The 14254-nt window shown below is 35.9% G+C and carries 14 protein-coding genes; 6 read left to right on the top strand and 8 right to left on the bottom strand.

What is annotated here, in order from left to right; genetic code table 11:
* The first annotated feature begins 239 nt into the window (after positions 1-239).
* Complete coding sequence (locus JIN86_RS13790; protein ID WP_004229945.1) at positions 240-605, top strand: hypothetical protein; 366 nt, start codon at positions 240-242, stop codon at positions 603-605.
* A 78-nt stretch (positions 606-683) separates the two neighbouring features.
* Here the strand turns inward: JIN86_RS13790 and JIN86_RS13785 are convergent, their stop codons facing one another.
* Both JIN86_RS13785 and pdxR (JIN86_RS13780) read right to left on the bottom strand, forming a co-directional pair.
* The gene (locus JIN86_RS13785) at positions 684-1115 is read right to left on the bottom strand and encodes a DUF2935 domain-containing protein (RefSeq protein ID WP_004229948.1); all 432 of its coding nucleotides are present in this window, start codon (positions 1113-1115) and stop codon (positions 684-686) included.
* Between the two features lie 69 nt (positions 1116-1184).
* Positions 1185-2600 (bottom strand): MocR-like pyridoxine biosynthesis transcription factor PdxR, encoded by a 1416-nt coding sequence (pdxR, locus tag JIN86_RS13780; RefSeq protein ID WP_202342194.1) that lies wholly within the window; start codon positions 2598-2600, stop codon positions 1185-1187.
* A gap of 165 nt (positions 2601-2765) precedes the next feature.
* Here pdxR (JIN86_RS13780) and JIN86_RS13775 point away from each other — a divergent pair, with 165 nt between their 5' ends.
* The gene (locus tag JIN86_RS13775) at positions 2766-3383 is read left to right on the top strand and encodes an FMN-binding negative transcriptional regulator (protein ID WP_202342193.1); all 618 of its coding nucleotides are present in this window, start codon (positions 2766-2768) and stop codon (positions 3381-3383) included.
* A 45-nt stretch (positions 3384-3428) separates the two neighbouring features.
* Here JIN86_RS13775 and paiA read toward each other — a convergent pair whose 3' ends face one another.
* Positions 3429-3947, bottom strand: coding sequence for a spermidine/spermine N(1)-acetyltransferase (gene paiA / locus JIN86_RS13770; RefSeq protein WP_004229956.1), 519 nt, complete (start codon positions 3945-3947; stop codon positions 3429-3431).
* A gap of 127 nt (positions 3948-4074) precedes the next feature.
* Between paiA and JIN86_RS13765 the strand changes: the two genes are divergently transcribed.
* On the top strand, positions 4075-4677 hold the full coding sequence (locus JIN86_RS13765; protein WP_202342192.1) for a YczE/YyaS/YitT family protein: 603 nt from the start codon (positions 4075-4077) through the stop codon (positions 4675-4677).
* 47 nt (positions 4678-4724) lie between these two features.
* Here the strand turns inward: JIN86_RS13765 and JIN86_RS13760 are convergent, their stop codons facing one another.
* Complete coding sequence (locus JIN86_RS13760; protein ID WP_202342191.1) at positions 4725-5333, bottom strand: DUF4304 domain-containing protein; 609 nt, start codon at positions 5331-5333, stop codon at positions 4725-4727.
* Positions 5334-5853: 520 nt separating this feature from the next.
* On the opposite strand from JIN86_RS13760, the gene JIN86_RS13755 reads away from it, so the two are divergent.
* Entirely contained in the window at positions 5854-6762 is a 909-nt protein-coding gene (locus JIN86_RS13755) for a C40 family peptidase (protein ID WP_202342190.1), read from the top strand.
* A 189-nt stretch (positions 6763-6951) separates the two neighbouring features.
* Here JIN86_RS13755 and JIN86_RS13750 read toward each other — a convergent pair whose 3' ends face one another.
* The 3 genes from JIN86_RS13750 to JIN86_RS13740 all read right to left on the bottom strand — a co-directional run bounded on the left by JIN86_RS13750 (position 6952) and on the right by JIN86_RS13740 (position 9651).
* Positions 6952-7827, bottom strand: a complete 876-nt coding sequence (locus JIN86_RS13750) for an MFS transporter (protein ID WP_237497278.1) — start codon at positions 7825-7827, stop codon at positions 6952-6954.
* Positions 7745-7945 (bottom strand): TetR/AcrR family transcriptional regulator, encoded by a 201-nt coding sequence (locus JIN86_RS13745; protein WP_237497277.1) that lies wholly within the window; start codon positions 7943-7945, stop codon positions 7745-7747. The genes JIN86_RS13750 and JIN86_RS13745 overlap by 83 nt, the downstream gene beginning before the upstream one ends.
* Before the next feature lie 176 nt (positions 7946-8121).
* Positions 8122-9651: a DHA2 family efflux MFS transporter permease subunit gene (locus JIN86_RS13740; RefSeq protein WP_202342189.1), complete on the bottom strand. Its 1530-nt coding sequence runs from the start codon at positions 9649-9651 to the stop codon at positions 8122-8124.
* A 918-nt stretch (positions 9652-10569) separates the two neighbouring features.
* Here JIN86_RS13740 and JIN86_RS13735 point away from each other — a divergent pair.
* Together JIN86_RS13735 and JIN86_RS13730 are read left to right on the top strand one after the other, a co-directional pair.
* Entirely contained in the window at positions 10570-11202 is a 633-nt protein-coding gene (locus JIN86_RS13735) for a hypothetical protein (protein WP_202342188.1), read from the top strand.
* A 235-nt stretch (positions 11203-11437) separates the two neighbouring features.
* Positions 11438-12049, top strand: coding sequence for a hypothetical protein (locus JIN86_RS13730; RefSeq protein WP_237497276.1), 612 nt, complete (start codon positions 11438-11440; stop codon positions 12047-12049).
* Positions 12050-12692: 643 nt separating this feature from the next.
* Here JIN86_RS13730 and pdxR (JIN86_RS13725) read toward each other — a convergent pair.
* Positions 12693-14123: a MocR-like pyridoxine biosynthesis transcription factor PdxR gene (gene pdxR / locus JIN86_RS13725; protein ID WP_202342187.1), complete on the bottom strand. Its 1431-nt coding sequence runs from the start codon at positions 14121-14123 to the stop codon at positions 12693-12695.
* Positions 14124-14254 lie beyond the last annotated feature (131 nt).

Here is a 14254-nt window from a genome sequence, read left to right as displayed (position 1 = left end):
TCTAAACAAACAATAATAATACCTTTCTTGATGTTTTATTTGTTGTTATCTTAAAAAAACGATTATGAGCAGATTAAGGATTTTTATTAACCTCTTCAAGCATGTGAATTGATTTGTTTTTCAACAACTTACTATTGTCTAAATAGTCTTTTCACATTATTGAAGGAAAATATTAATCATTAAAATTTTTCTGAAAAAATGTTATGATCAAAAAGGATTTTGATTGATGGAGGATTTTGATGAAGGTTGATTTTGAAGAGTTATTAAATGGTGTTTTTTCAGCTTTACAAGCTATTGAGGGAGTAAAATCCGTGGATTCCATTCTTGAAGTACTAAAGGATCGAATTATTTTTCCCGAGATTACCACTCTAATAGTGAACGCTAGGTTTGAACTGGTTTATTTATTTAACGAGCAGAAAGTAGTGTTTAAAACATTAAAAGAAGTATTGATTGATTCAAATTATATAGAAGAAATTAATTTAATCAATCAACATTGTCATTCAATTGAAAGTATTTTAAATGACTTTGTTCACACAGATACACTTAAAAATTATTCATTAAGCCTCCTCTCTTTTAAATATAAAGAGAAAATTCCGAATAGTTAATATTTTGGGGTATAGCGACCTGAAAATGGAGTATGGCAAATGTCCCTTCTCCAAACTCCATTTTCCAGACGCTAAGACCTAGTATTTCTGTTGATATAAAATGGTTTGAGCAATCCCGATAAAATATTCGGATTCTACAATGATATGATTTAATACAACTTTAGCTGTCGGATTGGCGCTTATCGGTTGACTTTCTTGCATAAGCGTTCGGCAAAATTGAATAAATTGATCACTCTGTTGCAGACAGAAGGAAGTAAGCTGTAAAATATCCTGAAACAAAGCTGGAGAAACTTGTCCCTGTGAACGATTGACGGTTTCTATATATCTCACAACTTGCTGATGTGTTTGAGCGAAAGCTGTTTCCCATTCCTTTAACGCATCGACATATTGCTGCTCCAAATCTTTCACAAGCTCTCTGATTACTACTGTATGCTCCTCTTCTTGATGTTTCCAAAATTCAGCTTCATCTAATACACGTAATGGCATTTGATGGCCATAATAAAATTGCATAAAACTCCCCTCCCACTTATCTCTATTATGTATATACAAGAAATGTGGAAATAGAACTTTCAAAGAGATTTACTTCATAGTAGAACTGTTAAACCAGGCATTGTTTAATAGCTTAATGCCTTTGTCAATCTCATCTTCCGCTAGATTAGCAAATCCAAGTAATACCTTTGCGGGCTGAACAACCAAGGGATTTGCATAAAAAATAGATGTTGGGTAGACCTTAACACCAGCCATTTTTGCTGTATCAATCAATTCCTCTTCAGTCATCTTATTATTTGGTTCAAGTAAAATATGTAAGCCACTGCTGGCTCCATAAATTTTCCCATTTTCCCCGAACGTTTGTTGAATGGACTTTAGTAATGCCTCATATCTTCGCTTATAACTATTTCGTGTTTTATTCAAATGTCTCTCCCAATGCCCACTCTCTATAAATAGCTGTAACGTATGCTGATGGAGTCTAGACACAGTTTGAACATAGTAATGGTTTTGATGAAATAAATCCATTAATTTTCTAGGTAATATCATATAGCTTAGCTTAATGGCTGGAATCAAAGATTTTGAAAAGGTGCCCATATAGATGACGCGATCACTTGAATCTAATCCCTGTAGTGCAGGAATCGGTTTTCCAGCATATCGAAATTCCCCATCATAATCATCCTCAATGATATAAGCATCTTCTTCCTTAGCCCACTCTAGTAATGCTAATCTTCTTGAGATAGGCATAACCGTTCCAAGGGGAAATTGATGGGAGGGTGTGACATAAACAGCCTTGATATTATTGTTTCTCAACGGATCGATATGAATACCATGCTCGTCAAGTGGGATTGGTTTCACCTTTATACCATTATCTTTAAACAGGTAACGAACGCGATAATAACCTGGATCTTCCATAGCAAAAAGCTCATTTCGTCCAATTAGGTTACATACGATACCCAGAAGATACTGCAAGCCTGCTCCTATAACGATTTGCTCTGCACTGCATTGCACCCCTCTTGATTCATAAAGATAGCTTGTCATATAATTTCTTAATTCCAGCTCTCCCTGTGGATCTCCATATAAAAGGAGATGAGCCTGTTCTTCATCAAGGCTCTGCATCGATAATTTACGCCATATTTTAAAGGGAAAATCTTTTAGATTAATATCCCCATAATTAAAATTGTACTTAATCGCTGGTCGGTCTTGTTTCTGCTGAGTCGCTAATTGTGGTTCAAAATGATGAGGGCCTCCTTGAAAATAACCTTTTTCAAGGTCAACCACATATAGTCCATCTCGCTCTCTACTTATCACATAGCCCTCTGCAAGAAGCTGCTGATATGCTGCATCTACTGTGTTGCGACTAATCTGTAAATGTTTAGCTAAACTACGCTGAGACGGCAATTTACTTTGAGCCCTTATCTTTCCATTTTGGATTTCTACTTTTATATAGTTATATAATTGAAGGTAAAGTGGCTCCTCATTATTCAGGTTTGGGGTCATTTCGAGCATGATGCTTGGCTCCTTTGAAAATAGCATTATTGGCACTTTTAAGGGGTGCCAGTGATTGATTATAATAAAATTTACATTGTTGAGTAGAAAATGTAAAGACATCCCTGCATAGTTATTTTTTATTCAAAAAACTCGCGATGATTTTATGTATAAGGAGAGATTTCCATGTATGTTCCTAAGTATTATAAAGTATCGGATTTAGAAGAAATCAAAGAATTTATTCAACATAATTCCTTCGCAACAATCGTTTCAATAAGAAAAGGTAAGCCAATTGCAGCCCATATACCCGTGTTGCTGAAAAAAATCGAGAATGACTATTATTTGACTGGTCACTTAGCCTATGGTAACCCTTTATGGAAGACCTTTGAGGAAGTACAAGACATTCTCGTAATATTTAATGGTCCACATGCCTATATCTCTTCTTCGTGGTATGAGCATGAAAATGTACCAACCTGGAATTATCAAGCTGTCCATGTATATGGACAGGCAAGTCTGATTGAAGGAATAGCTTTAGAACAAGATTTGACTAGCTTACTTGAAAAATATGAGTCATTCCGTGAAAATCCTGTGTTATGGGATAAACTATCTCCTGAGCTTTTGCAGCAAGAAATGAAAGGAATAAAGGGGTTTAAAATAAAGGTGGAAGAAGTGCAGGCAGCCTATAAATTAAGTCAAAATCGAAATGCTAGTGATTACGCCCATATAATAAAGGAACTTTATAAAGAGGAAAACCCACATGCTGATGCGTTAGCTGAGGCGATGAAGAAAAATAGAAGCCATTAAAATAGCAGGCAGAAATGTTGTGAATCAACGTTTCTGCCATAACATTTAGGCAAGTGTTTTCGTCATGATAAGATCAATTTGTTCTTCGTCACCCATATAAAATGAATGGGCGCCTGTTTGGACAAAGCCTATTTTCTGATAAAAACCGATGGCACTGTCATTTTTCTCCCAAACCCCTAGCCAAATGCTTTTTTTGTTTTGAGCCACAGCCTCCTCTATTGCTTTATTCATAAGGTATTTGCCAAGCCCTTTTCCTTGATATTGATGTCGAACATAAATTCTCTCCACCTCTAATGACTCATCCCCCATTAGTTCGGATTGTGCTTCATTGACATTTACTTTTAGATAACCAGCTATTTCTTCCTCATAATAGATAAAATAAAACGCTGAATCCAAATTGGCCAATTCCTTCTCTAGCTGCTGCCTATGAAAGGCACGCTCTAAATAAGCCTTCATATTTTCGGGGGAGTTCTGGTCTTTAAATGTATCATTAAATGTTTCAATACTTATTGCTTGAAGCTGTTTTAAATTTGCGTGCTCACACTTCTCTAATTTAACAGACATTGATTCCACTCCTTTGTCGTAAACTCTTACTAGATTTTATATTGCAAATGCAATAAAAAGAGTATATAGTCAATTTAACGCAATTTTGTTGTATTTGCAATAAAAATTGTAGGAGGAGGTCTTTTAGTTGAAATATGTCTTTTATGTAGTGGGTATTTTAATTTTAACGCTAGGTATTTCGCTCACGATACAATCTAAACTAGGCACATCACCTTTCGATGCGCTTCTAGTAGGATTATCTAAAAATGTGGGGCTAACTGTAGGTAGTTGGGAAATTCTCTTAGCTCTCCTATTAATAGGTAGTAATTCCCTATTAGCTAGAAAAAGGCCTGAAATTTTAGGTTTGCTCACCGCATTGATCACTGGCATAGGGATTGATATATGGTTATTTTTATTACACGATGTAGTATCACCAGATCTTTGGTTTAGCCAAGCTGTCTGTTTTATAACTGGATTAGTTATAGTTGGGTTAGGAACGGCAACTTATTTACATACAAATTTTGCACCAATTCCTGTAGATCGACTTACTTTGATCATCAAAGAATTAACAAGAAAAACGGTTTTCTTCTCAAGAACCCTTATTTATATTTTATTTTTAATGTTAGCTATCATTTTTAATGGCCCCATCGGTGTCGGTACATTATTAACAGTTTGCTTAGGTGGTTATATCCTCCATTTTTTTATGCCGATAACTGGAAGAATACTAGATAATATACTGAACAACTCCTAAAATATAAAACCAGATACTCGTTCAAGAATGAGTTCTGGTTTTGATGCCTAATTTTCCCCAAGTTCCACACCGTATTGATTGAAAATGGCTTGGTATATATTTTTGAAAATGGACCACCTCTGTTCGGTTCCATGCTGTTTCTGCAATGCATTGTAGTAGAGCTTTGCTGTTGTTACATCATTGGCTTGTAATAACAAATGAAAACTTTCTTCGCCCAAGTGCAAAAATGGCCCTGCTATATAATAATTCACAATGGATCTTGCGGAAGTCATTGTTTCATAGAAATTATGAACCTCCTCTAATCCCAGCAGCAATATGTTGGTTAATTCGTCCAAATTTGTAGTGGCTGTGATGGAAAATCGATCAGGTGCATCTTCGACAATGGAGCTAATCCTTGCTCGAAAGTGGCATTCTGCTTCTTTGGGTGCTGTCACACACTCTCTTGATTGTAGCTGTGCCAGCTCAGCTGCATATATCCCACAATTCACATAAAACATCAGAGTGTCGGCTGTATTACCAGAGGATTTTTGAAAATTGATGAGATAGATAAGATTTTCAGTTGTTTGATAGAAGTTCAATCCTTTCTTTTTGTAGCCTAGCTTGATTAGAAATGGCTTGATGTCCTGTTTTATTATTTCATTAAAAATTTGCTGCAATGGAATACCTCCTTCTCGTTTAGTATTCATTCGATTTTAATTTCTCTATCACGCTCGTATGTTTCTTTATTATTTCTATCATAGTTTAACGTATCCATTGCTCAAAAATACATAAATTAAGGCTAACCATTCCTATTTAGCAATAAATGACTTTGAAGTTATGGGAACTACATAAAAGCAGAATTTTATACTACCATCCTTCGTGTCATAACGTGAGTATCACATAAAAATAATATTGTTTAAATAACCGTTATGTTAGAAAGCCACTATTACAATAACGATTTTTCAATTGGATAAAACGTTTAAATTAACACTTATGTCCCTATAAATCCATTAATTTCATATATTTTTAGTAAAATTGCCCATTATTATTGCAAAAGTTTTACACAATTAAAATTAAGGTTTCAATTTTGGTGTTTAGGGGTAATCGGTAATATTATTGAAAAATAACTCTACCCTATTTCATGCTATTCTTACTTTAGTTCAAATGCGAAAGCTTTTTGAAAGGGGTAAGATTGATTTGAAGAAAAAATGGTTACTGCCCATTTTCGCATCGTTTATGTTCTTTACAGGTATGGGTATTCATGATGCGAAAGCGGCAACAATAGCAGATATAACAAATACAGCCAAAGCATATATTGGAGCTCCTTATAAATATGGAGGAACGGATATTAAGACAGGTGTGGATTGCTCAGCATATACACAGTTAGTTTTTTCTAAGGTAGGCATTTCATTAGAGCGTACATCTAAAGATCAATACCAACAAGGTACTTCCATTTCAAAAGACAATTTAAAAACGGGTGATCTCGTATTTTTTAATACTTCTGGAAGCGGTGTTTCACACGTTGGCATATACATAGGTGACAATAATTTTATCTCAGCTACTACAAGTTCTGGGGTTAAGGTAGATACAGTGAATGACCCATATTATTGGGGTTCACGTTATGTAGGGGCAAAACGTATTGCCAACTTCTCTGATTATGGAGAAGTAAAAGATGCGGAAATTGACTTTAGTATTTATGCATCGCGTGGAGAGGTAGCTCTTCGATTAGCCAATAAATTACATTTAGATACGAGTAATACAAATTCAAGTTTCCCAGATATTAAACCATCATCTCAATATGCAGGTGCTGCAGAGGCACTTAAAAAAATTGGCGTTTTTACGGGTGATGATAATGGAAAATTCAATCCTGGGTCTCCAATGACACGTGGGCAACTATCTAAAGTCTTAGTGGAAGCATTTCATTTAACACAGCAAGGAACAGCTGAACAATTTATTGATGTTCCAGGCTCACATTGGGCAAATAATTATGTAGCAATCCTTGCTTCGAATAAAGTAACCGTAGGTAAAGGGGACGGCACATTCGGTGTGAACGACAATGTCACATTGGTCCAATTAGAAGCCTTTATCCAACGATTAGCTCAATAACTACTAGAAAAGGTATTTCATCTATGGATGGAATACCTTTTTCATTCTTACTAGGAAATAGCATTCTTTTACTCCCCCACTACCATAGAGAAAAGCCAGTACGAATTGTACTGACTAATCAACTAGGATTTCCAAGTAAATTATTTTGGACTCTGTTAGTAAGTTTTTTTCAAATTTATTCAATCGAAATTAAAGTTGAGAAACAGGTACTTGACTTTCTTTTTTCTCACTGACTCTCACGTCTAGTGTTTTTGTAACTATATAGTACAAAAATGTACCAGTTAATCCTAGTAGAAGAAGTAAGCCTCCCATATAAATAGGTGAAACCCACTCTCCTATGATGATTAGCAATGAAGAAACTACCATTGCTCCATAGAGGGTCATGCTATTAAAAGCCATATAGGTGCTCCGAGCGTTGGGTGGTGCAATTTCGCCTAACATTGCCTGCTTTATCGGAACATACATCAGTTCCCCGATTGTTCCAATAAACATAGCAATAAAAAGAATTAACACATTATTTGTAAAAGCAAAAATACTGAAGCATATCGAAAAGATCAGCATGCCTGTAACTAGCGTCCAGCGATCACGCCACTTTTTAAATGCGAATAATATAACACTGGATAAGAGAACCACAAGAATGGTATTCTCTGTGCGTAGAAAGCCTAACATCTTTGTGCCATCAAGCATGAAATTTATATTGAAGAATGTAGTTAGTTGATGAGGTATATCTTTTTCGAGACGAATGCCAATATAGTTTGTTAAAGACTGTTCCAATGAAAGGATTAAGACCCCTCCTATAATGTAAAACATAAACAATTTATCTTTTAAAACAGTAGAAAAACTATAGAACATTTCTTTTAATGCCCAATTTTGTTTTTGATTTAATGGTTTAGCAGGTTGTTTGGGTATGTAGGTTTCCGTAATGAAAAAAAGGGTCATTAATACAGATAACAACGAGATAAATGATATGCCGATAAATAATTCAAATAAGTAATTTTTGAAGAGAAATGCGCCAATGATTCCAAAGTGCTTCTTTCGATTCAAAATATGTAAATACTGTTCCAAAACTAACACCTGCTTCTTTTGCTATTTCTGCCACTTTTGTCTCTGCAAAACCATTTTCGCTGTATAATTTGATGGCAGCGTTTAGAATAGTGGATCGTTTTATTTTCTTTTTTTTCATTAATAGTTAATTTAGATTTCATTTCAAAACTCCTTCAAAAAAATGATTGATGAATCAATCAAAATGTATTGTAAGTTGTTTCCTATGTCAATTTAATTTTTATATTCTTAAAGTTCTTTGTATTAAAAACAGACGTTGCTCAGCATAAGCAACGCCTGTTTTTTTATCCCATTCATCTATTCCTCTACCTGTTTTCCAGCAACTTCCCCACCTGTGTGATTATTATCGTTAGGCTTTACTCGCTTAATAAAGAAGGCAAGTATGAGTGCGATGGCCGCAATCAATGTGGAAAGGAAGAACGTATAATTGATGCCATGCAGCATGGCTTCGTTTAAGATTTGCTGTTTTAATTCGCTGGCAGCCTGTGTCGTTGCCTGTGCTGCGTTGGCACTCATATTATTCATCGTGCCTGCAGCCAATTCCTCTGCCTTGGCAGTTGTTTTATTGTTCATAATCGTAATCAGCACCGCAGAACCAATCGCACCAGAAACCTGTTGTAATGTGTTGTTCATAGCTGTACCGTGCGGATTATTGTGTGCTGGTAGCTGATTTAAACCATTTGTCATCACGGGCATCATTACCATAGACATCCCAAACATACGTAATGTATACAGCAGCACCAATGTAGAATAAGCTGTATCCATGCTAATTTTACTGAAGTAATACGTCGTAACAATGGTAATGATCAAGCCAAATACAGCCAAGCTTCTTGCCCCGTATTTATCAAAGAGCTTCCCTGTAATCGGCGACATAATGCCCATCACAATGGCACCAGGCAGCATGAGTAGACCTGAATCCATTGGGGAAATACCACGAATGGTTTGTACGTAAATAGGCATTAAAATCATAGCCGAGAACATCGCCACCGAAATAACGATGGAGATGGCTGAGGATAAGGAAAACATTGGATATTTGAAAATACGAAACTCAAGCATTGGTTCATCCATTCGAAGCTGACGAAGGGTAAAGGTAATTAATGCAATCGTCCCAATAATAATAGTTCCATATACAAGGATATGATCCCATCCTTTTTCACCTGCGGAACTAAAGCCATAAAGCAAACCGCCAAATCCAATGCTTGATAGAATAAGAGAAATCACATCGAGCTTAATCGCACGTTGTGGCGTTACATCCTTTAATTTAAAGGCTGCAAAAATTAAAGTTAAAATGGCAATTGGTAGCACAAGATCAAATAACATTCTCCAGCTATAATGCTCGATAATCCAACCAGAAAGTGTCGGGCCGATCGCTGGAGCTGTAATCATGACAAGACCGAACATCCCCATTGCAGCTCCTCGTTTTTCTACAGGGAATGCTGTCAGCATCACATTCATTAATAAAGGCATCATGATCGCTGAGCCTGCAGCTTGTATCATACGTGCTGCTAATAACACACCAAATGCAGGTGCAATACTGGCCAGAAATGTACCTAATGTAAACAGAGCCATCGCTGTAATAAATAATTTTTTATCCGTAAATCGTTGAATGAAGAACGCGCTGGCAGGAATTAAAATACCGTTAATTAGCATATAGCCTGTTGAAAGCCATTGTACTGCAGTGGCTTTCACATCGAATTCGTCCATAATGGCTGGTAGTGCAATGTTGAGTAAGGTCTCATTTAAAATAGCAACAAAGGCCCCGATAAATAAAATGGCAATCATGCCATATGGCGCTTTTGTCTCAACTGAAATGGTTTTCTCTGACATATAGTATCAGTCCTACTTTCTTTATCTTTTTCAATTTCATTCACATGTTTAGGAAGCCATTGATTGTGTCAAAGAATGGAGCTTCTTCGTGTGTTTGTTCCCCCAATCTGCTGTTTTGCCCCTGTTAATTTCATCGCAACCACCCCTCAAAAAAATAAAATTAAAATTGTTGACGACACAATAAATTGTATTGTATAATTAAGATAGGGATAATGCGCGGTAAAATAATTATACAGTGTCTATCTCTATAAATTTATCATAAGACTATTCACATTTCAATGTATTTTATATAATTTTTTCACAAAAAGTCGATTCCTGAATTCTTGGAATGCGACTTTTTTGTTGTCGTTATTTTTATAAATAATCCTTCCCTTATTAATTCGTAAATGATAGGGGTGACTTCTTGTAAGTAGCAGTGACCACGCGAAACACTAATGTTTCTGCCGCAATATCTAGGACCAATTATACAAGTTAATCAGGCGCTCAAATATTTACAGGCGAATGTCTCAAATCAATTATTTATTGACGGTGATTCAGCATGGACTTAAATTGCCAGTCGAATAAAGGCGATAATACTAATGAAGCACTAGCAAAATCAATGGATCTTCAAACTTTTGTTGATAAGAAACAGTTAAAAGGTGCACTTTTATTCTGTGGTGTTTACAACATGGGAAAATAGGAGTTAAGTTATTATTCATAAGAACCATAAATGTGCAGGCAAAGATTTTTCTGAAACAAAAATGTTGAACAGACGAATAATTAGTTTCATTTTATTTTTTCATAAATAATATATAATCCTAGAAATAAATATCTATTTAAAGAGATTCATGAATACTAAAATGAATAGTGAACTTTGTATGTAAACACAAACCTCCCTTCCAACTTATGAATAAGTTATCGTGAGGAGGTGATAAAAAATTGAGTGAGAATAAAACTAGAAAAAATGCTACTAATAATGAAATAGATCAGTTTTATAAAGCTGTTGATGATTTCAATGAAGCAGCGAGTGCTTTTTTCCGGATACCTATTTTTTTTAGCCATCAGAACCTATTTACTCTGGGGCCATCGCAACCACCATTATCACAAGAGCAGCGATTCATTATTCGTATGTTTAATGAAATAAAAGAGGTTCTTCTTTTCCCTAGAACACTACCCAATACAGACCAGTATCCTAACACCACTTTAGAAAATGTCCGTAGAATTGTAAACTCTACTTACGGAACTATAGCTGCCCTTTTAAAGCCAACACGTCGTACGGATCAATTAGAACCCTATTCACCTTTCATGCAAATAGAACCTTCCATGTCTTTTCAACACGGGCTCCCCTTGCTTCTTGTGAAACAAAGTACGATTAAAGCTGGGGGGATTTGGGGTGATGCGGGACCTCTTGCACCCTTCACACCATTAATTTGGTTTTCTGAAACAACAACAGTAGATGAGTTTTTTGAAAGTGTAGCGTGGAAAGAAGCACTACAGAATTGGGCAGGGCAAGTTAGAAGTGGATATTTTATTCAGACTAATCCGGAATTTAAATATACATGCGATGACTAAAACCTGTATTCCTTATAAATCATAATCTTTCAGGACTAAAGAAACTTAATTGGACGTATAAAAAAGAAGGATCACTTGTCGCTCAAAGTGATCTTCCTTATCTATATTATATGTAGTTCATTTGTGAACCATTTGAAAGTGTTTTTACTCACATTAAATACCCAGACATAAGGTTATTGTTCATGCCTAATACTCTTTACTACATATTAAAAATAGAAAGGGGATAAGTTCTTGTATGGATAATTGTCGATATAGTAGTAGATTGTCAACATTTAGAGCATGCGATCAATCAGGACCATTTGTGGCTAAAGAAACCAACTGTTTAAACCCTTCTTCTACCACTGATAACACTATAATTGCATTCTCAACTGGAAATTCAACATCACATATTCAAGCTCTAGTTGGACTCGCAAGTAGCATAGGGTTCGGTACTGCAAATACTGTTTCTATTATAAATAATGTCATTAACTTAAATGGAAACACAAGTGAAGCCTTCACAGTTCCTTGTAATGGTAACATTACAGCTATCTCAGCGTCATTTTCTCCATTAGGATCATTACCTTTAGTAGAAGGAACTGTTACAATCCGTGCTCAAATTTTTCATGCACCCGTTGGAAGTAATATGTTCACTGGTACAAGTGCCTTTATTGATTTGACTCCCCCTATAACATTACCGATTGTAACCTTAGGAAAAATAGCTTTCGCATCAGGTAATATTTCACCCTTACCTATAACGATAGGTGATTGTTTATTAATCGTTTTTTATATTCCTTCAATAACAGTGAATCTACCAGTTAATGTAATAGGTACTGCAAGTGCAGGCATTAATATAGTAACTAAAAAATAATATTGTATATCATCACCACTAACTGAGTGATCACGAAATTTTTATAATCAGATATTATTACTTAACTATTTTCTCAATCTTTCTATAAAAGCAGCCAGCCACCTAGCGCGCTGATGGTATTGCAGAGCTAGGTGGCTAAGTGATGCTTTTAACTAGTTTTAATTGAATATATAAGGAGTACCTATATCCTTTCTATATTCTCGTTGGCCTTAAAATATAATAAGTAGTGACTGCCTTGGTTTTTTTCATCAGCAGCTAAAGCTAAAAATGAAATTGGTCGAACAGGTAAAGCTTTCAGACAACTTTAACAATCGGTGTTGTGAATGTTATAACCTCTTTATTAAAAGTGGGCTATAGCGATTTTTTCCAATAACCTCTGTGAAGCATTAACCTACTAGCATTAGCGATCTACCTCTTCCCTAACGTCCTCGGCATAGCAGTCAAGGTTCCTCTATCACCTTCCCAATTTACAGATTTCATTACTTGTGTGAATAATTGTGAATCCATCCACACTGCCATGATAGTAGTTAGCCTTGATGGATAGTTGTTATCCATGACTCTATCTTAAATACTTTCTAGCGAATTTAAACCATCCACTTAAGCACTTTCTCAGCCATCCACTTGGCTATAATTTACAAAATTACTAGAAGCTATTTAGAGCTTGTGCAAACCTTTTAATCCCCTCATTGATTGAATGAACATCCTCTCTGGCGTAAGTGAAGCGTACAAAACCCTTTTTGGAGCCCATCGTAGATCCAGGAACATAAATGACGCCTCGCTTAATGGATTCCTCAGGTAATTGCGTTTCGTTATATTCCTTGAGAACATGACACCATAAATGAATCCCACCTTGTGGAATGGAAAACGTCACTATGTCCTTTAAATACATATCGAAGCTCTGTACAATGGTATCTCGTCGTGTTTCTAATTCCTTCACTAAATGCTTAATATGCAAATTAAAGTTAGGGGACTCTAAAAAATCATTGGCGATCCATTGTGTGAAACTAGAATGCCCAAAGTCAATTTGTTGCTTGGCATCGGATAGTCGTTCGATTACAGATGTAGGACCAACAATCCATCCGATTCGTAAGCCTGAGGCTACAATTTTGGACAAAGAGCTAATATATAAAACATTCCCGTTCTTATCGAGCGATTTAAGCGTAGGTATTTTATCCCCCGAAAAAGCTGTTAGGCTATAGGGGTCATCTTCTACTACTGGTATACCTAGTTTAGAGGATATGTCTAGAATAGCTTCTCTTTTCTTCAAATCTAAGGAAGATCCCGTAGGATTATGAAAATCAGGATTTAGAAAAATCATTTTAATTCGATGTTTTTTATATAATACTTGCAAATCATCCGGGTTAATGCCATCCTTGTTGACAGGAAGATAATGGATTTGTAAGCCTGCTGTTTTAAATATAGGCAGATTAAAGTTGTAAGAAGGATCTTCTATGGCGACTGCATCTCCAGGCTTTAACAGGCATTGGACAATCAAATGTAGCGCTTGCTGTGCTCCTGAAGTAATCAGTATGGAGGACGGCTTTGTCTCAATTCCCCTGCTGTTTTTAATATGCCGTGTAAGGGTTGTCCGTAATATGTCACTCCCTAAAGGATGGTCATACCCAAGGCTACCGATAAATGAACGCGTTGCGGTAATTTCTCTCAAGGCGCTTTTGGGAAAAAGATCCTCTGATAATTCGCCAGTAGCTAGATTAATTAATTTATGTTCAATAGCCTCTTTTCTAATTTTTTGGGTAACAGGAAGGTTCGGTAAAAAGGAACCTGCCTCAATATAGCGATTCCAGCTAGGAATTCGTTTCCTCGTGATGCCCCAGATGTCTTTGCTAATGGTTGTGCCACTTCCACGATTTCGTTCAATCAGCCCCATTGCTTCCAATTCATCGTATGCACTAACTACCGTACTTCTGTTTACACTCAAAGCGTTTGCTAAATAGCGCTCAGATGGTAAGGGCTTATCGGGCGGGAATGTCCCATCTGCAATACCCTTTTCAATGTATTCTGCGAGCTGCTTATAAATCGCTTTTTTTACTGTTCGATCAGGTTTCCAATCCATGTTTATTCACCTCGGTTATGCCTTATCCTTTCTTAGCTCTAGTAAATAAGCTAAAAAGACAATCATACTATAACAATATTTGAAACTAACCATCCATTTCCTTATTACTTTCACCATCCACTTTCAATTTC

Origin of the sequence: Lysinibacillus sp. HST-98, from assembly GCF_016757845.1 — a bacterium.
Taxonomy (GTDB): Bacteria; Bacillota; Bacilli; order Bacillales_A; family Planococcaceae; genus Lysinibacillus; species Lysinibacillus capsici.
The sequence above is the reverse complement of the archived record's forward strand: the minus strand, read 5'-3'. Positions and strand labels throughout refer to the sequence as shown.

What these genes read in the sequence shown, in the direction of transcription:
- JIN86_RS13790 (WP_004229945.1), top strand. Translation starts at nt 240, where the DNA reads ATGAAGGTTGATTTTGAAGAGTTATTAAATGGTGTTTTTTCAGCTTTA.
- JIN86_RS13785 (WP_004229948.1), bottom strand. Translation starts at nt 1,115, where the DNA reads ATGCAATTTTATTATGGCCATCAAATGCCATTACGTGTATTAGATGAA.
- pdxR (WP_202342194.1), bottom strand. Translation starts at nt 2,600, where the DNA reads ATGCTCGAAATGACCCCAAACCTGAATAATGAGGAGCCACTTTACCTT.
- JIN86_RS13775 (WP_202342193.1), top strand. Translation starts at nt 2,766, where the DNA reads ATGTATGTTCCTAAGTATTATAAAGTATCGGATTTAGAAGAAATCAAA.
- paiA (WP_004229956.1), bottom strand. Translation starts at nt 3,947, where the DNA reads ATGTCTGTTAAATTAGAGAAGTGTGAGCACGCAAATTTAAAACAGCTT.
- JIN86_RS13745 (WP_237497277.1), bottom strand. Translation starts at nt 7,945, where the DNA reads ATGAAAAAAAAGAAAATAAAACGATCCACTATTCTAAACGCTGCCATC.
- JIN86_RS13740 (WP_202342189.1), bottom strand. Translation starts at nt 9,651, where the DNA reads ATGTCAGAGAAAACCATTTCAGTTGAGACAAAAGCGCCATATGGCATG.
- JIN86_RS13730 (WP_237497276.1), top strand. Translation starts at nt 11,438, where the DNA reads ATGGATAATTGTCGATATAGTAGTAGATTGTCAACATTTAGAGCATGC.
- pdxR (WP_202342187.1), bottom strand. Translation starts at nt 14,123, where the DNA reads ATGGATTGGAAACCTGATCGAACAGTAAAAAAAGCGATTTATAAGCAG.